Source organism: Burkholderia sp. Ac-20353, from assembly GCF_017104785.1.
In the GTDB taxonomy this organism is placed as follows: Bacteria; Pseudomonadota; Gammaproteobacteria; order Burkholderiales; family Burkholderiaceae; genus Burkholderia.
Genome location: NZ_JAAGPL010000089.1, coordinates 1 through 17566, shown reverse-complemented (window position 1 = coordinate 17566; position 17566 = coordinate 1). Strand labels below are relative to the sequence as shown.

At 68.1% G+C, this 17566-nt stretch carries 15 protein-coding genes; 1 reads left to right on the top strand and 14 read right to left on the bottom strand.

The window, feature by feature from the left end:
* Positions 1-7: 7 nt before the first annotated feature.
* Positions 8-1207 carry an MFS transporter gene (locus tag G3N94_RS23700; protein WP_205794996.1) on the bottom strand — a complete coding sequence of 400 codons (1200 nt, stop codon included), beginning with the start codon at positions 1205-1207 and terminating at the stop codon, positions 8-10.
* Positions 1208-1462: 255 nt separating this feature from the next.
* Between G3N94_RS23700 and G3N94_RS23695 the strand changes: the two genes are divergently transcribed.
* Positions 1463-1840: a hypothetical protein gene (locus G3N94_RS23695; protein WP_205794995.1), complete on the top strand. Its 378-nt coding sequence runs from the start codon at positions 1463-1465 to the stop codon at positions 1838-1840.
* A gap of 85 nt (positions 1841-1925) precedes the next feature.
* On the opposite strand, the gene G3N94_RS23690 is transcribed toward G3N94_RS23695, so the two are convergent.
* The 13 genes from G3N94_RS23690 to fliP form a co-directional block, all read right to left on the bottom strand.
* Complete coding sequence (locus tag G3N94_RS23690) at positions 1926-2087, bottom strand: hypothetical protein (RefSeq protein ID WP_205794994.1); 162 nt, start codon at positions 2085-2087, stop codon at positions 1926-1928.
* A gap of 76 nt (positions 2088-2163) precedes the next feature.
* Positions 2164-3333, bottom strand: coding sequence for a DUF4382 domain-containing protein (locus tag G3N94_RS23685; RefSeq protein ID WP_205794993.1), 1170 nt, complete (start codon positions 3331-3333; stop codon positions 2164-2166).
* Between the two features lie 303 nt (positions 3334-3636).
* A complete protein-coding gene (locus G3N94_RS23680) occupies positions 3637-6663 on the bottom strand; it encodes a DEAD/DEAH box helicase family protein (protein WP_205794992.1) in 3027 nt (1008 codons plus the stop codon).
* Entirely contained in the window at positions 6663-8669 is a 2007-nt protein-coding gene (locus G3N94_RS23675) for a site-specific DNA-methyltransferase (protein ID WP_205794991.1), read from the bottom strand. Before G3N94_RS23675 ends, G3N94_RS23680 begins: the two co-directional genes overlap by 1 nt.
* Positions 8670-9035: 366 nt before the next feature.
* Positions 9036-10163: a porin gene (locus tag G3N94_RS23670; RefSeq protein WP_205794990.1), complete on the bottom strand. Its 1128-nt coding sequence runs from the start codon at positions 10161-10163 to the stop codon at positions 9036-9038.
* A 366-nt stretch (positions 10164-10529) separates the two neighbouring features.
* Positions 10530-11207, bottom strand: a complete 678-nt coding sequence (locus G3N94_RS23665; protein ID WP_205794989.1) for a response regulator — start codon at positions 11205-11207, stop codon at positions 10530-10532.
* A 12-nt stretch (positions 11208-11219) separates the two neighbouring features.
* A complete protein-coding gene (locus tag G3N94_RS23660; protein WP_205794988.1) occupies positions 11220-12587 on the bottom strand; it encodes a sensor histidine kinase in 1368 nt (455 codons plus the stop codon).
* An 89-nt stretch (positions 12588-12676) separates the two neighbouring features.
* Entirely contained in the window at positions 12677-13534 is an 858-nt protein-coding gene (locus tag G3N94_RS23655) for an ABC transporter permease (protein WP_205794987.1), read from the bottom strand.
* A gap of 29 nt (positions 13535-13563) precedes the next feature.
* Positions 13564-14361: an ABC transporter ATP-binding protein gene (locus tag G3N94_RS23650; RefSeq protein ID WP_205794986.1), complete on the bottom strand. Its 798-nt coding sequence runs from the start codon at positions 14359-14361 to the stop codon at positions 13564-13566.
* Between the two features lie 116 nt (positions 14362-14477).
* Positions 14478-15485: an ABC transporter substrate-binding protein gene (locus tag G3N94_RS23645; RefSeq protein WP_205794985.1), complete on the bottom strand. Its 1008-nt coding sequence runs from the start codon at positions 15483-15485 to the stop codon at positions 14478-14480.
* A gap of 171 nt (positions 15486-15656) precedes the next feature.
* Positions 15657-16439: a flagellar biosynthetic protein FliR gene (gene fliR / locus G3N94_RS23640; RefSeq protein ID WP_205794984.1), complete on the bottom strand. Its 783-nt coding sequence runs from the start codon at positions 16437-16439 to the stop codon at positions 15657-15659.
* 27 nt (positions 16440-16466) lie between these two features.
* Positions 16467-16739, bottom strand: coding sequence for a flagellar biosynthesis protein FliQ (gene fliQ, locus G3N94_RS23635; protein ID WP_124602842.1), 273 nt, complete (start codon positions 16737-16739; stop codon positions 16467-16469).
* A 16-nt stretch (positions 16740-16755) separates the two neighbouring features.
* Positions 16756-17517, bottom strand: coding sequence for a flagellar type III secretion system pore protein FliP (gene fliP, locus G3N94_RS23630; protein WP_205794983.1), 762 nt, complete (start codon positions 17515-17517; stop codon positions 16756-16758).
* Positions 17518-17566 lie beyond the last annotated feature (49 nt).

Here is a 17566-nt window from a genome sequence, read left to right as displayed (position 1 = left end):
GGTCACTTCAGCGCCCGGTCCGTCCCGGCGCAAACGCACACATCGCGAGCGGCACGACCACGATCGCCGCCCCCGTGAAGAATGTCGCGGGCGCCCCAAAGCGCTGCCAGATCCATCCGGCAATCGCGCTCGCGAGCAGCATCGCGACGCCGCTCGCGAGATTGAACAGCCCGAACGCGGTGCCGCGCCATTCTGCCGGTGCGGTGTCGGCGACCATCGTCGCGAGGATGCCCTGCGTGAAGCCCATGTGCAGTCCCCACACCGCGACGCCGGTCAGCACCGTTGCGATGTCCGCGTGCGCGCCGAGCAGCAGGTCGGCGGCGATCAACAGCGCCATTCCGATCGCGAGCAGTGCGCGGCGATCGACGCGGTCCGACACGATCCCGACCGGCCACGCGGACAGCGTGTACGCGAGGCTCATCACGACCATCACCGACGGAATCCACGCGATGTCGATCCCGGTCTGCTGCGCACGCAGCACGAGGAATGCGCCGCTGAAGCGCGCGAGCGTGAAGGTCGCGCCGACCGCGACCACGAACCAGTAGCGTCCGGAAAACGCACGCAGCGCGCGCCGGTCGAATGGCGAGCGGAACGGTCGGCCGACCCGCGCGTCGTCTGGCTCGCGCACGCCGAACAGCAGCACGACGACCGTCGCAACCGCCGGCACCACGGCGAACCACAGCACCGTGCGGATGTGATCCGCGAACGCGAACATCAACGCGATCGCGAGCAGCGGGCCGCCGACCGCGCCGGCCGTATCCATCGACTGGCGCAGCCCGAAGCACGCGCCGCGAATCTCCGGCGGGGCGATATCGGCGACGAGTGCATCGCGCGGCGCGCCGCGAACGCCCTTGCCGAACCGGTCGACGAGCCGCGCGGCGATCACGAGGCCGGGCCCGTGCGCGAGCGGGAACAGCGGCTTGGTCAGCGCCGCGAGCCCGTAGCCCGCGAGCAGCAGCACCTTGCGGCGGCCGAACCAGTCGCTGATCGCGCCGGAGAAGATCCGGACGAGCAGCGCGGTCGATTCGGCCGCGCCTTCGAGCACGCCGAGCGCGGCGACGCTCATCCCCATCGTCGTCACCAGATAGACGGGCAGCAGCGCGTGCACGAGTTCGGACGACAGGTCCATCAGCAGGCTGACGAAACCGAGCGCCCACACGGTGCGCGGGATCGCGGGACGGGACGATACGGCGGTGCGTGAATCCATCTGGCCTCCGAAGCGCTGCGCGGCACGCGTGCGGGACGCGGCCTTAGTCGGCTCAAAGTCAGTGTCGGGATACAACGCGAGTGTCGCGCCGCACGCGCAGCGTTTCAACTGCCGCGCCACCGTGCACCAACACCCGCGCAATGATCTGATCAATGCGTTTGGAACGCGGCGTTACGAATATTTACAACGTGCTGCAGCAGACAATTCGCGCATTCATACAATGCAATCACCTCAATGCGCTCCAAGGAGCAAAAGATGAAACAACGACGCTTCCTGCCCGCGCTCGCAGCGGCACTCCTCGCGCTCGGCGCGGTCTCGGCTCACGCGGCAGCTGGCGGTAATGGCGGTGGCAATGGTGGCGGCGGCGGTCATGGCGCGGGCGGTGTTGGCGGTAACGCCGGCGGCATGTCCGGTGGCCACATGAGCGGCGAAGCGATGTCCCATTCGAACGGCTTCAAGTCCGGCGACCGCGACAAGGGCCTGGCGCGCGCGGCCGACCGTTCGGACACGATCGCCGATCGCTCGGGCGAGCAGCCGGGCCACGGCCACGCACACGGCCATACGTCGCACACCGCGCACACCGCACATACGACGCACCACGCGAAGCATCACGGGTTCGGCCGTACGCTGTAAGCGCGCTGCACAACGCGCGAAGCACAAACGAGCACCAACGAACAGGGCGCCCGAGGGCGCCCTTTCTCATGCCTGCGCGAAACGCTCAGCAGTTGCCTTTCTTCGCCTGCCCGGGCGGACAGAAGCCGTTGCCCGGGCCGCCTTGCGGCGCGACCACGACGGGCGCACCCGGCACGTACACCGCGCATCCGCCCAGCAGGCCGAGCACGCCGGCGGCTGCGAAGAGCGCGATCATCTTCTTGTTCATTCGATGCTCCGTCATATGAGGAAAGGGCCGCATGCGGCCCTTTCCGTTGCGCGACCAGCACGTCGCGCTCCCTTCATCAGAACGTGAAATTGACGTTCGTCTGGCTGGTCGTCGCGTTGACGGCCGTCGCCTGCGTCGCGCCCGACGCCGCGTCCGCCTCGATCGTGTACTGGCTGGCGGCGGTCGGCACCGCGGCGAGCGCGACCGGCAGTGAACCCGTAAACGTGCCGACGATCGGCGCGGCGGTCGGCACCGACAGCGCATAGAAGCCGGTATCCAGGTTCGCGTTTGCCGACGTGATCTCGTACGGCGTCGCATTGATCGACTGCAGCGCACGCACCAGCGCAGTCGCGCTCGGCGTCACGGTGCCGCTGACCGTGCTCATCGTCGAGGCCGGCAGTGCGATCGGCACGTTCGACGTCGACACGGCCGTGGCCGTGTTGACGGTCACCGGCACCGCGCGGACGATGCCCGACGCGACATTGTTCTGCACGATCACGACGTCGTAGTTGCCCTGCGTCGAGCTCTGGATCAGCGGCGACAGCACGAACTTGCCGGTGCTGTCGGCCACCGTGCCGCGCACGATCTGCCCGCCCTGTTCCGCATACACGGTCGCGCCCGCTTCGGTCGGCGCGACGAAGCCCGAGATTGCGCCGCTGACGACAGTCGGTGTCGCGGTCACGACGGGTTTCAGCGCAAACGAGCCGTTGCCGTGCTGCACGACCGACTTGCACGCGTTGAAGTCGAGCACGAGGTCGACGAGCGTGTTCGGCTGTACGGTGAACGGGCTGATGATCTTGATGCCGCTTTGCGTTGCGCTCGGCGTCTGCAGCGGCTGCTCGGTGCCGCCCGTCGGCACGACCGAGTTCGCGAGCGTGTTGCCTTGATTCTGCGCGAGCACGAGGCGGATCTGCTGGTACTGGCCGGCCGGCAGCGCGGTCTGGCCAAGGTCGGCGAGCGTGCCGTTGGTCAGCGACAGCAGGTCGATCTTCTGCGCCGCCGGCAGCGAGACCGTCGACCAGCCGGCGTCGTTGTCGCCGGCGTTCGAATTCATGTTGACGCGCACCTGCGACACGGTCACGAAAACGTGATCGAAGCCGCACGACGGTGCATCCGTCATCGCGACGTGCAGCGTGCCGTTCTGCCCGCTAGGGCTGCCGCCGCCGTCACCGCCGCCGCAGCCGGCCAGCGTGAGCGCAAGCGCGGCGACGGACGCGCCCGCGAGCGCCTTGAACAAGGTGTTCATGGAAACCCCTCCTTCTTTCTTGTGTGGGTGCCCGGAGCATAGTGCCGGCCCGGCAACACATCGCTCCAAAATTGCAACGAGGCGTAACCGGCCGGGCACGGCGCTTGCGGCCGCAAGCTTTCAGGCGAGCGACGATGCGCGTGGCGCTTGCCGGAACGGCAATGGAAGAAGGGGCGCGTACAACGTTGTTGCGGCGCGTCATGCCGGCCGCGGTGGGGGGAGGTGATGGGGGAGATGACCGGCGGAAATTGCCGCCAGCCCGGCGGCACGGCGCGCGCATCGGCGCGCCGTGGCCGTAACGCGTCAGCCTGCGTCGAGCGCCGGCGCCACGCGCCCGAACAGCGCGTCGACGCTGCGTGCACGCACGTAGCGCGCGGGCGCAGCGCCGTCAGCGAGCGCGCGGAAATGCGCTTCGCCGCACGCGAGCTTCGCGCGTTCGTGCTCGCGCAGTGCGCCGTCGTCGGCGTCGCCCGGCGTATCGACGACGAAGTACAGCCGCGCGTCGCCGTCCTCGCGTGCGAGCACCGCCCAGTCCGGGTGATAGCTGCCGAGCGGCGTCGCCACCTTGAACCACGCGGGCAGCTTCGCGTACAGCGTCACGTCGTCGTGCGCCTCGAGCGCGTCGGCGAACGCGCGCTCGGCGTCCGTTTCGCAGATCACCGCGTCGTGGATCGCCTTGCGCGCGTCCACGCGCAGGTTGCGCAGGTAGCCCGTCAGCACGTCGTTCTCGAACGATTCGAGCGCGTGCACGTGGCGGTCGCCGAGCTTGCGGTACGAGATGCCGTCGACGAGCGCGAACCGCTTGCAGCGGTTGATCGCGTCGGCCGCGAGCGCGATGAACTGCTGCGGGTTCACACGGAAATCGTCGAGCCGGCCGCTGTCCGCGAGGATCGTCGCGAGCGAGCGGCGCGTGAGCTGCGTGCGGTCCTGCAACTCGGTGAGCAGGTCGGGCAGCAGCAGCTCGCCTTCGTCGATCAGCACCGTGCCGGCGCCCGCGACCTCGATCGCCTCGACACCCGCCTGGCCAATGTCGATCTCGGCCTTGCGCCACTGCAGCCGTGCGCGCGCGACGTCCGGCGCGTCGCGCAGCGCAGCCGCGCAGTCCTGTACGAGCTTCGTGTTGTCGAACTGCACGCGGTATACGGTGCGGTGCTTGATGCGGTCCCACAGCGTGCGGAACTCGTCGCCGAGCACGACGGCCTTGCCTGCCGCGTCGCGGCGCAGCTCAACCGCGCGGCGTTCGTCCGCGTTGCGCACTGCGAAGCGGCCCGACAGCTTGCGCAGCGTCGCGACGATCGCGGTGCGCAGCACCTCGAACGCGCCCGGCAGCACGAGTGCGCTCTGCCGCAGCGCATCCTTCAGCCGGTCGAGCACCTTGCCCTGCGCGTCGATGTAGCCGCATTCGTGCAGGTGCGTCCACAGCACCCGCGACAGCTCGATGCCGAGCGCGTGCGCGGGCCCGTCGCCTTCCTGCACCGCAAGCGCCGCAAACTGGTGTTCCTCGACGATCCCGAAGCGGATCCCCGTATCGGCCTCGATCTCCTTCTGCAGGTTCTCCGCGAAGCTCTCGTAGCGTTCGGTCGCGATCACGGTGAGCGTGTTCACGCCCGCGTCGCGCACCCGTTCGCCGTCCTGGTCGACGGCCAGGCGCAGCCCGCGGCCGAGCGTCTGGCGGCGCTCGCGCTCGGTCTGGATGTCGCGCAGCGTGCAGATCTGGAACACGTTCGGGTTGTCCCAGCCTTCCTTCAGCGCCGAGTGCGAGAAGATGAACTTGAGCGGCGTGTCGAACGACAGCAGCGCTTCCTTCTCGCGCATGATGAGGCCATACGCGCGCTCCGCGTTTTCGCGGCTCGCGGCGCTGCTTTCGCTCGTGTCGGTCCAGCCGCCCTTGCGGTCGATCGAGAAGTAGCCGTTGTGCGCAGCCTCGACCTCGCGCGCGACGTCGACGCCGTCGAACAGCGCGCGATACGCAGGCACACGCGCGGCGCGCGCGTATTCCTCTTCGAAGATCCGCGCGTAGTCGCCCTTCACGGGCGTCCCGTTCTCGTCATACCGACGGTAGCGCTCCACCGAATCGACGAAGAACAGCGACAGCACCTTCACGCCGCGCTCGGAGAGCCGCAGCTCCTTGTCGAGATGCTCGCGGATCGTGCGGCGGATCATCTCGCGCTGCACGGCGAGCGTGTCGATGTCGCCGTACGCTTCGCCGAGCGACAGGAACGATTCGCCTGCGGGGCTGCGCAGCTCGATGTACTCGGCGCCCTTCGCCGCGTGCACCTCGCCGATCCGCAAGCCGTCATACAGGTCGCGCTTCGTCACGCGCGCGAGATCGTCGCCGTCGGTTACCGACACGATCTGGCGCTTCACGCCGGCCGTGGTCGCGACATCGAGCTCGACGCGCGCGGCGATCGCGCCGCGCCGGTTCGACACGCCGACGAGCCGCAGATACGGCTTGTTGTGCGCATCCTCGACGATCGCCGACGCGATCTCGATCTGCTTGACGAGCTTGCGCTCGTACGCGTCGACCGCATCGAGCCGGTACACCATGTGGTGCCGGTCGACGTGCGTCGCCGAATAGCGCAGCGTGCACAGCGGCGCCATCGCGGCGAGCGCCTCGCGGCCGCGCCCCTCGAGGCCGCCGTCGACGCTCTGCGGCTCGTCGACGATCACGATCGGCCGTGTCGCGCGGATCAGGTCGATCGGCTTTTCGCCGCCGGTCTTCTCGCTGTCCTTGTAGAGGTTGTTGATGTCCTTCTTGTTGATCGCGGCGACCGTCATCACCATGATCTGGATCGCCGCGCTCGCCGCGAAGTGGCGCACCTGGCCGAGCTTCGCCGAGTCGTACAGGAAGTAGTCGTACGGCACGCCCGCATACAGCCCGCGGAAGTGATCCTCGGTGATCAGCAGCGTCTTGTGCACGCCTTCCTTGATCGCGATCGACGGCACGACGATCACGAACTTCGTGAAGCCGTAGCGGCGGTTCAGCTCGAAGATCGTGCGCAGGTAGACATAGGTCTTGCCGGTGCCGGTCTCCATCTCGACCGTGAAGTCGCGCGACGCGGGGTCGCCGGACGGCGGCAGCCCGCCGCGCAGCTGCACGTCGGCGAGGTTGCGCGCGAGCGCGTCGTCGGTGATCGACAGGTGGTTGCCGACGCCGCGCTCCGACAGCGCGAAGCCGAGCGCAGCCTGCGCGGCGGCCGTCGTGCCGGGCGCCGCGTTCGCGAGCACGCTGAAGTCGCCCTGGCACGCTTCCTGGCCGCGAAACAGGTCGCAGACCGCGTCGATCGCGTCGCGCTGGTAGTCGAGGTCCGCTTCGAAATGCAGCCGCATCACAGGCTCCGCACGCGCTTCACGCCGTGCTGCTCGAGCAGCGCGGCGAGATTGAGCTTCGCGACGTCGTCGACGAAGCCGCTGTCGCGGAACAGGCACGTGACGTCGCGCGTCGTGCCGTGCGCGTCGAGCAGCGCGACGATCCCGTCGGCGAGCGGTTCGGCGTCGTCGCGCGACACGCGCGCGTCAAAGCATGCAACGAGCGTGTCGCCGATCAGGTGGACCGTCTTGCCGGCGATCACGTGATGCGTGACCGGCGTGCACAGGTCGAGGCCGAGCTTCAGCGTCAGTTCGGCGAGCAGGTCGTCGTCGGTGCGGCCGGTCTTCACGTGCTCGACGGATGCGAACAGCGCATGGTCGAAGTCGTTGCGGCGCGGATCCCACTCGATCACGTTGGTCGTATCGAGCCGGTACACGCGGAACCCGAGGTCGCCGCCGCTTTCCGGGAAGTCGCGCGCGACCTGCTGCGCGGCGCGGCGCAGCCGTTCCTTGGTCACCTCGGCGAGCGTCGCGGGCTTCTTCAGCTTCGCGCAGAACTCGGCCGCGGCCTGCTGCGCCTTGTCGTGCCGGTCGAGCGGCTCGGGCAGCTGCACGAGCACGTAGCGGCGCGCGCCACCGTCGGTCGCGTTCAGCTGCATCACCGCATGGCCGGTCGAGCCGGAACCCGCGAAGCAGTCGACGACGATATCGTCGCCGCGCGTGCACCAGCCGATCACGGCCGCCGCGAAGTCGACCGGCTTCGGCTGCTCGAACGGCACGCCGAGCGTCTTCAGCAGCACGTCGTCGGTGCCGGCGAACGGCAGCACCGACGGCACGTTCTCGTACATGTTCTCGTCGAGATAGTAGATCCGCTGCGGCTGCGTGGTTTCGTCCGCGCCGAACTCGATCAGCCCGCGCTCGAGCAGCGCCTGCATCGTCGCAGGCGGATTGCGCCAGCCGCGCTCGGGCATCGCGCACGGCTTGCCGGTGACGGGGTGGACGAGCGGCACGAAGTATTCGTCCGGCGCCTTCTTCTTGTTCGGCCACGCCATCGACACGAGGCGGTACACGCGCCCGCTCTCCGACAGCCGGTCGTACATCACTTCGCCGCCGGACAGGTTCGTCTGCGCCTTGACCCACGCGCGGTACATCTGCGCGGCGTCGGCGGGCGTCCCGCTGCGGCGCACCGCGTCGTACGCGGCGTCGAGCATCCGCTGCGCGTTGCGCTTCGGCCGCTTCAGTGGCGTCGCATCATGCAGCGCCTCCGCGTTGCGCGCGAACAGCACGAGCGATTCGTGCTGGTACGCGACGCCGCGCGCGTCGCCCTTCGGATTGCGCTTGTCCCACACGGCGACGCCGAGCTCGTTCTCCTCGCCGAAGATCTCGCGCAGCATCAGCACGAGCGCATGCACCTCGTGCTCGTCGATGTGCACGGCGAGCACGCCGGCGTCGGACAGCAGCGCGTGCGCGAGCTTCAGGCGCGGGTACATCATGTTCAGCCAGTCGGTGTGGAACCGGCCGTTCGCCTCGGTGTTGGTGCTGCGCTTCACGCCGCCGTCCGTCTGGCCCGTGACCGCGAGGTAGTGGCGCAGGCTGTCGCTGAAGTCGTCCGGATAGACGAAATCGCTGCCGGTGTTGTACGGCGGGTCGATATAGACCAGTTTCACCTTGCCCGCGTAGCTCTTGTGCAGCAGCTTCATCACGTCGAGGTTGTCGCCCTCGATCACGAGGTGGCGCGTGTCGTCCCACGCGACGCTGTCGGCCGGGCAGGGCCGCAGCGTGCCGGTCGACGGCGTGAGCGCGGCCTGGCGCGCACGGCGCTTGCCGTGCCAGTGAAAACCGTATCTTTCGTCGGCGTCGCCGACCGTGCGATCGCCGACCAGCGCCTTCAGCGCGTCGACGTCGACCGACGCGCCGTCAGGGCCCTCGGTCACGAGTTCGGGGAACAGCGCCTTCAGGCGCGCGACGTTGTCGGCGGTGAAGTCCGTCGACATCGCCTGCGGGCTCGCCGCATCGAGTTTCTGCATCGTCTTTTTCCATCCTGGGCCCGGCCGCGACGCGCCCGGAGGTCGGGCGCCGCGGCGGGCGAACCCGAAACGCTAGCGAGTCGGTCGGCCGAGGTCAAGCGCCGATGTGCGCCGAAATGTGCGCACCGGCCCGGATCGCCCGCCAGGCGGACGGCGCGGGGCGGCCGCCCGGTTGTCGCAGCGTGTGGCGCGCGGGCCGGATCGGCACCGAAAAAAGCACCGGAAAAAGGGAGCGGAACGTGCGGCGAAAAAAAGGGCACGGACGACGCGTTGCGCCGCCGTGCCCGAGGGAGCGTCCTGGAACGGAGAAAACCGGCAGGGCGCGGCGCGCCCCGTCCGGGGTCTGAAGCAAGGTCTAAAGCAGGGTCAGAAGCGGGTACGGATACCGGTCGTCAGCTCGAGCTGGTTGGTCGCGCCGAACGTCGACGACACCTTGTAGCCGCCATGCAGCTTCATGTAGTCGCCGGCCAGATAGACTTCGGTGCGCTTGCTCAGGTGATAGAACACCGACCCGTAGATCGTCTCCTTGAAGCCGTTGCCGACGCCGTTCGTCAGGCTGAACGCACCGAGGTTCGCGTTCGGCGTGAAGCCGTCCGAGTTGTACGCGGCGTTCTTGATGCGCATCTGCTGGTAGCCGAGCTCGTAGTCGAGCGGGCCCTTCGGCGCGACCTTCAGCGACACGGTCCACGCGTCGTCGTGGCGCTGGCCGAGCGAGCCCTGGTCGCCGTTGTAGCGGAAGTAGCCGGCGTTCACGCGCACGATGCTGAACGCGTAGTTGCCGCCGACCGAGAACGTCTGGTTCCTGAAACCGTCGTGATTCACGTGGTTGTAGAATCCCGACACGTTGAACGGCCCGCCGTTGTAGCCGAGCGCGAGCTGATAGGCGGAGCCGGTCGCGAACTGGGTCGAGTTGCTGAACTGATAGCCCGCAGCCGCGAAGATGCCGTTGCTGAACACCTTCTTCCACGCGAGACCGTTGTTGTAGCGCGTGCCGGTCGGGCCGGCCGCGTAGAAGATCATCTGCTTGAAGTTGTTCGAGTTGGTCCAGCCGCCTTCTTCCGTGGTGAGCTTCGCGGAACCGTACGGGTCGCCGTAGATCGCGGCCGCGTCGCGCGCGATCGTGTTCTGGAAGCCGGCCGTCAGCTTGCCGAAGCGCTCGTCCTCGACGCCGACCCACGAATCGCGGTCGAAGATCTGGCCAGGATCTTCCATCTGGCCGTTCGCGACCACGAATTCGCTTTCGAGGCGGAAGATGATCTTCGTGCCGCCGCCGATGTCTTCAGCGCCCCGCAGGCCCCAGCGGCTGCCGCTGAACCACGGCTCGCCGTCGTTGCCCATGCCGATCACGTGCTTGCCGTTCGCGTCGGCATGCGTGCGGTAGGTCGGGAAGCTCAGGTCCATCAGGCCATAGAGCTGCACGCTCGATTGTGCGTGCGCCTGCGTCGTAGCGCACAGCCCCGCCGCGATGGAAAGGGCCAGGTATTTTCGTTTCAAGATCGTCTCCTCCGAGCTGCCGCATTGAAATTCGGTTGTTGGCAGTACGCAATGTATGCCATGTCCTGCCGGCCCTAGCGAGATGACCGACGCGTAGCATCGTAGGCCGCGCAACCCTTCGCGCCGCTTTCGCGGGAGCGCGGATCCGATCAGTGAAAACACCGAACGACAGCGACGCACGGGACTCCTGAAGGACGCCAGAGGCCGTGCGGACGGGGGAGAGCGGAGGGTCCGCGCCACGTGCGGAAGCGCGCCGTGTGTGCGTGAATACAACAGTGGGAAAGGATGGCGCGCGACAAAGCACAGGCGTGCACGGGCGTGCGCGAGCGCTGCCGCCCGGGCGGCAGGCCGTGGGGGCGCGCGGCGTCAGCCTTGCGCTGCTTTCGCGCGCAGGATGTAGCCGAGCCCGCGCAGCGTGATGATCTCGGCCGTGCTGCCCGCGAGGTGCTTGCGCAGCCGGTGGATGTAGATGTCGATCGCGTCCGCGCTCGGCTCGTCGTCGAGCGCGAACACGCTGTCCATCAGCCGCGCCTTCGACACGGTCTTGTTCTGCTGCAGCATCAGCGTCTCGAGGATCGCGTGTTCGCGGCGGCGCAGCGTGAGCGGCACGTCGTGGCAGCGGAATTCGCGCGTGCCGAACGCATAGACGAGATCGCCGCACACGAGCTGCGTCGCGCCGACGCCCGCCTGGCGGCGGATCAGCGCCCGGATCCGCGCGACCAGCTCGCGCGATTCGAACGGCTTCACGACGTAGTCGTCGGCACCCGCGCCGAAGCAGTCGACCTTGTCGTCGACCGAGCCGTGCGCGGTCAGCATCAGCACCGGCACGTTGTCGTTGCGGCGCCGCAAGCGCGCGAGGACTTCCTTGCCGCTGATGCCCGGCAGCCGCATGTCGAGCAGCACCGCGTCGTAGCGCTCGGTTTTCAGCACCGCATCGGCGCCTTCGCCGTCGCCGACGCAATCGACCGCGAAATCCTCGCCGCGCAGCAGGTTCACGACCCAGTGCGCAAGTTCGGCGTTGTCTTCGACCAGCAGGAGTTTCATCGCAGCATCTCTTCAAACATACGCGGGCAGCCGCACCGTCACGACGATCCCGCGGTTGCCGGGCCCCGGCGCGAGCGACGCCATCCCGCCGTGCGCCTGCGCGATCTCGCGCACGATCGCGAGGCCGAGCCCCGATCCTTCAGTATCGCTCGACACGCGGTAGAAGCGCTTGAACACGTGCGGGCGCGCCTCCGCCGGAATGCCGGGGCCGTTGTCGATCACGTCGAGCACGACCGTGTCGCCGTCGCGGCGCGCGGCGACCGTCACGCAGCCGCCCGGCTGCGTATAGCGCACCGCGTTGTCGACGAGGTTCATCACCAGTGCGGTCAGCAGGCTGTCGCTGCCCGTCACGTCGAGATGTTCGCCGAGATCGGCGCCGAGGTCGATATTGCGCCGCTGCGCGAGCACGATCTCCTCCTCCAGCACGCTCGACACCACCGCGGCGAGATCGACGCGATGGGTCAGCAGCGTCGACGGCGTCGCCTCCGCGTGCGCGAGCAGCAGCAGCTTGTCGGTCACGTCGGCCATCTTGCGGCTGCTGCGCTGCATGCTGTCGAGCATCGCGGTCAGCTCCGGATCGTCGCGCTCGCGCTGCTGCGCGTACTGGATCTGCGTGTCGAGCACCGCGATCGGCGTGCGCAGCTGGTGCGCGGCGTCGGCGATGAAGCGCCGCTGCGTCGCGGTATGCGTGTTCAGCCGCGCGATGCACTGGTTGATCGCGTCGACGATCGGCCGCAACTCGTGCTGCAGCCGTTCGGGGCGGATCGGCTCCAGCTCCATCGGCCCGCGGTCCGCGACGTCGTCCTTCAGCTTCATCAGCGGCCGCAGCTCGAACGTGAGGCCGAGATACACGAGCACGACCGCGAGCAGCAGCATCAGCGACAGGCGCGCGAGCTGCGGCCGCCAGATCGTGTCGAGCATCGCGCCGCGCGAGCGCGTCGTCTTCGCGACCGCAACCGTCACCGTCTCCACCTGGCCTTCGTTGTACAGCTCGCGGTCGTACGCGACCGCGCGCAGCGCAATGCCGTCGAGCGCGGTGTTGTACAGCGCCGGCTCGACGCCGTGCTGCGCGGGCACGTCGAGCTCGGGATTGCCCGTGAGCAGCCGGCCGTGGCCGTCGATCACCTTGTAGAACACCGAATCGCGCGACGGCGACTCGAAAATCTCCAGCGCGGCGGGCGGCACGTCGGCCGCGAGGTAGCCGTTTCGCCACTCGACATCCTCGCCGATCGTGCGCGCGGACGCGACGAGCGCGCTGTCCTGCACGAGATCGGCGGTGCGGCGTGCGGTGTCGTACGACATCGCGCCCGCGATCAGCACGAACACCGTGAGCGGCAGCAGCAGCCACCAGAGCAGCCGCCCGCGCAGGCTGTGCGTCATCCGTTCTCGCTCCTTCTCCGCAATGCCGAACCGCGCCGGGGCCGGGAAGGCCTCAGGCGCGGTCGGTGTCATACCTTGTCGTACGGCGCTCAGAACGCGGCGGGACGCCACTTCAGCAAGCGCTTCTCCAGCGTGGTCAGCAGATAGTCGGCGGCCAGCGCGACGACGGCCAGCACGATCATCGCCGCGAACACGCCGCTCGCGTTGAACGCGCCCTGGGCCGTGGAGATTAACAGGCCGATACCCTGCTTGGAACCCAGGAACTCGCCGACCACCGCACCGACCAGCGCGAAGCCGAAGCTCACGTGCAGGCTTGCGAGAATCCAGCTCAGCGCGGACGGGATCACGACCGACGTCGTGATCTGCCGGCGCGACGCGCCGAGGATCTGCGCATTCGCGATCAGGTAGCGGTCTGCTTCGCGCACGCCCTGGAACGCATTGCCGAACACGACGAAGAACACCATCACGACGGCGAGCGCGATCTTCGACGCCATCCCGAGGCCGAGCGCGATCACGAAGATCGAGCCGAGCACGACGCGCGGAATCGAGTTCGCGATCTGAATATAGAGACCGAACACGTCGGACATCAGCTTGTTGCGGCCGAGCACGATCCCGCAGATCACGCCGGCGACCGAGCCGATCACGAAGCCGATCGAGGTTTCCTCGAGCGTCACCCAGACCTGCGTGAGCAGCGGGCCCTGCGACGTGCCGTTCACGAACCAGTCCACGATCTGCTCATAGATCAGCGACGGCATCGAGAAGAAGAACGGGTCGATCCACTTGAGCCGCGCGGCCAGTTCCCAGCCGCCCAGCACGACGACGAGCACGGCGATTCGCAGGCCGATGATGAGTTGCCGGCGGCGGCGCAGCCGGATCTGCGCGGCACGCTGCTCGTCCTCGAGCGACGTCGCCGGAATGGCGGTGGGGGGAAGCGTCATGTCAGTCATGCTCCTGTCCTGTCCTGTTCTTGCTGCGTTCAGCCGATCTGCACTTCTTCGCGCAGGTCGTGCCAGATGTCCTTGGAAATTTCGATGAAATGCGGGTGATAGCGAATCTCGGACGTGACGCGCGGGCGCGGCAGGTCGATCTCGTACACGCGCTTGAGCGTCGCCGGGCGCGCGGTCAGCACGAACACGCGGTCCGCGAGCGCGATCGCTTCTTCCAGGTCGTGCGTGACGAACACGACCGAGCCCTTGTTCGCGGACCAGAGCTGCAGCAGCTCGTCCTGCATCAGCGTGCGGGTCTGCATGTCGAGCGCGGAGAACGGCTCGTCCATCAGCAGGATTTCCGGCTGGTTGATGAAGGTCTGCGCGAGCGCGACGCGCTTGCGCATGCCGCCCGACAACTGGTGCGGGTAGTGCTTCGTGAACTTGTCGAGGCCGACCTTGCGGATCCATTCCTCGGCCTGCGCATACGCGACGTCCTTCGAGCGGCCGCGAAACAGCGGGCCCGCCGCGACGTTGTCGATCACGTTGCGCCACGGGAACACCGCGTCGGCCTGGAACACGAAGCCGATGCGCGGGTCGATCCCGTCGACCGGGCGGCCCATCACGCGCACCTCGCCGGAAGCAGGCTTCAGCAGCCCGGTGATCATGTTCAGCGTCGTCGACTTGCCGCAGCCAGTCGGACCGACGATCGCGATGAATTCGCCGCGCGCGACGCTCATGCTGAAGTCGCGCAGCGCGACGGTCGCCTTGCCTTCCGGGGAAATGAATCGGCACGACACGTTGCGAAACTCGATCGCCGGTGTGCTCGGTGAAACTGCCTGGGTCATCGCATTCGTCCTGCGGGTGGAAGACGCTGCCTTGGGAGCGGCGCCGGGGCCGGTCAGCCGGGCCGGAACGGGGGAGCGGGGCGGCGGGATCGTCCGCCGCGGCGCTGGCTTTGCGCTTACTTCGCGGTCACGAAATCGTTGGTGTAGGTACGCGCGAGGTCGATGTGCTTGCCCTTCACCGACGGGTTGAACGCCGACAGCACCTTCAGCACGGTCGCCGGGCCGTCGGCCGGCATCTTCGCGTCGGCCGTGTACATCGGCAGCGACGCCTTCAGCGCGGTCACGTACAGCGCCTTGTCCTTCTGGTAGTCGGCCGGCATCTTCGCGGCGATGTCCTCGGCGCTGTGCGTATGGATGAACTGCATCGTCTTCGCGAACGCGTGCGCGAGCTTCACGGCCTGCGCCTTGTGCGCATCGGCCCATGCGGACTGCACGTACAGGCTCGCGGCCGGGTAGGTGCCGCCGAGCGCCGCGCGCGTGCCGTCGACGGTGCGCATGTCGACCAGCACCTTCGCGTCGCCCATCTTCTCGAGCGCGGACACGGTCGGCTCGGTCGTCATCCCGGCGTCGATCCGGCCCTGCTTGATCGCGGCGATGAAGCTCGCGTCGGCGCCGACCGGCAGCATCGTGTACTGCGTCGACTGCACGCCGTGCTGCAGCGCGAGGTATTGGGTCAGGAAGCTCGTCGACGAGCCGAGGCCCGTCACGCCGAGCGTCTTGCCCTTGGAATCGGCCATCGACTTGAAGGTCGGCGCGGCCTTGGTCGACACCATCTCGACCTCGCCCGGCACCTGGCCGAACACGGCGATCGCCTTCACGTCCTTGCCCTTGCTCTGCAGGTCGATCGTGTGGTCGTAGAAGCCGACGACGCCCTGCACGGCGCCTGCGAGCAGCTCGTTCTCGGCGTCGACGCCGGCCGGTTGCGACAGCAGCTCGACGTCGAGGCCTTCGTCCTTGAAGTAGCCGAGTTCCTGGGTCAGGCGCGCGGGCAGGTAGATCAGCTTCGCGATCCCGCCGACCATGATCGTGATCTTGCCGCCGTCGTCTGCGGCGAGGGCGGGGTGCGCGGCGAGCGCGCAGGTCAGGCTGGCTGCAACGGCGAGGTGGCGCAGGATGGGTCGCATCGGGTTGTCTCCGTTCGTTGTCCGTATGGCGCGATGCTTCTTGCATCGTTGCAACGAGTATAGAGACGCGAAACCTTCCGCTACCTTTCGCGGGCCGGCGTTTCCTTTAGGGGTTTTCCAGCAATCTGTTCCGACGAATGGACGGTGCGGAGGCGGGGGCCGGGACGGCGGCTAGCGCCAGCCGATCGCGATCCGCCCCATCGCATCGAGCCCGATATCGAACAGGTGCCTGAAGAACGGCACCATGTTCGGCACCATCAGCTGCACGAGCAGCAGGCCGACCAGCATCGTGACCGGGAAGCCGACCTGGAAGATCCCGATCTGCGGCGCCGCGCGGTTCAGGATGCCGAGCGCGAGGTTCGCGATCAGGAGCGCCGCAACCACCGGCAGCGCGAGCAGCAGCCCCATCTGGAACACCGTCGTGCCGAACATCGCGAGCGTACGCCAGCCGGGCGCGTGCAGCAGGTCGGCCGACACCGGCAGCGCCTGGAACGACGCGGCGAGCGCGGCTATCACCTGCAGGTGGCCGTCGAACGCGAGGAACGCGAGGATCGCGACCGCGTTCAGGAAGCGGCCCATCACCGGCGTCGCGCCGCTCGTGTGCGGATCGAAGAAGGTCGCGAAGCCGAGGCCCATCGACAGGCCGATCACGTCGCCGGCGGCCTCGACCGCGGCGAACACGACCTGCATCGCGAAGCCCATCGCGGCGCCGATCAGGAACTGCGTGACGACGATCCAGATCCCCTCGGCGGAAAACGCGGTGACGGCCGGCATGGCCCCGAGCGTCGGCGCGACGATCAGCGCGATGAACGCGGCGACGCCGATCTTCACGCGCACGGGTACCGACGCATGGCCCGTCACCGGTGCGGTCGCGACGAGCGCGAGCATCCGCACGAACGGCCACATGAACGCCGTGAGCCACGCGTTGAGCTGCGCGTAGGTGACCGAGAACATCGTCGGGGGGCGGGCCGCGCGCGCCGCTCAGCCCGCGCCGAGCGTCGCGACGTGCAGCAGCGTCTGCCGCAGGTAGTCGAGCATCGTCGTCAGCATCCACGGCCCCGCGATCACGAGCGTCGCGAGCACCGCGAGCAGCTTCGGGATGAACGACAGCGTCGTCTCGTTGATCTGCGTCGCGGCCTGGAACAGGCTCACGACGAGGCCGACCGCGAGCGCGACCAGCAGCAGCGGCGCGGCGAGCAGCAGGCCGACCATCATCGCCTGGTGGGCGAGCGACATCACTTGTTCAGGGGTCATCGGCGGCTCCGGGCAATCAGGCGAAGCTCTGCGCGAGCGAGCCGATCAGCAGCTGCCAGCCGTCGACGAGCACGAACAGCATCAGCTTGAACGGCAGCGACACGGTGGACGGCGACACCATCATCATCCCCATCGACATCAGCACGCTCGCGACGACCATGTCGATGATCAGGAACGGGATGAAGATCGTGAAGCCGATCTGGAAGCCCGTCTTCAGCTCGCTCGTGACGAACGCGGGCACGAGCAGCGACAGCGGCACGTCTTCGGGGCCCTGCATCGGCGCGGCCTTCGAGATCTTCGCGAACAGCGCGAGGTCGGTCTCGCGGGTCTGCTTCAGCATGAAGGTCTTGAACGGCGCGACGCCGCGCTGCACGGCCTGCTCCATCGGCACGCTGCCGTCGGAGAACGGCTTGTAGCCGTCCGTGTACGCGCGGTCGAGCACCGGCGACATCACGAAAAAGGTGAGGAACATCGCGAGGCCGACGAGCACCTGGTTCGGCGGCGTCGTCGTGGTGCCGAGCGCCTGCCGCAGCAGCGACAGCACGATGATGATGCGCGTGAAGCTCGTCATCATCAGCAGCATCGCCGGCAGGAACGACAGCATCGTGAGCAGCAGCATCGTCTGCACGCTCAGCGAGTAGGTCGTGCCGCCGTGCGGGCCGGGGGCCGCATTGAACGCGGGCAGGCCCGCCGCCTGCGCGCAGGCGAGCGCGGGGACGAGGCCGAGGATCAGCGCGGGCGCGACGCGTGCCGCGCGGCGCAGGAAAACGTGGGTCATCGGAATGATCTCAGCGGTCCTTGCCGCGCCCGAGGCGTTTCGCGGCCTA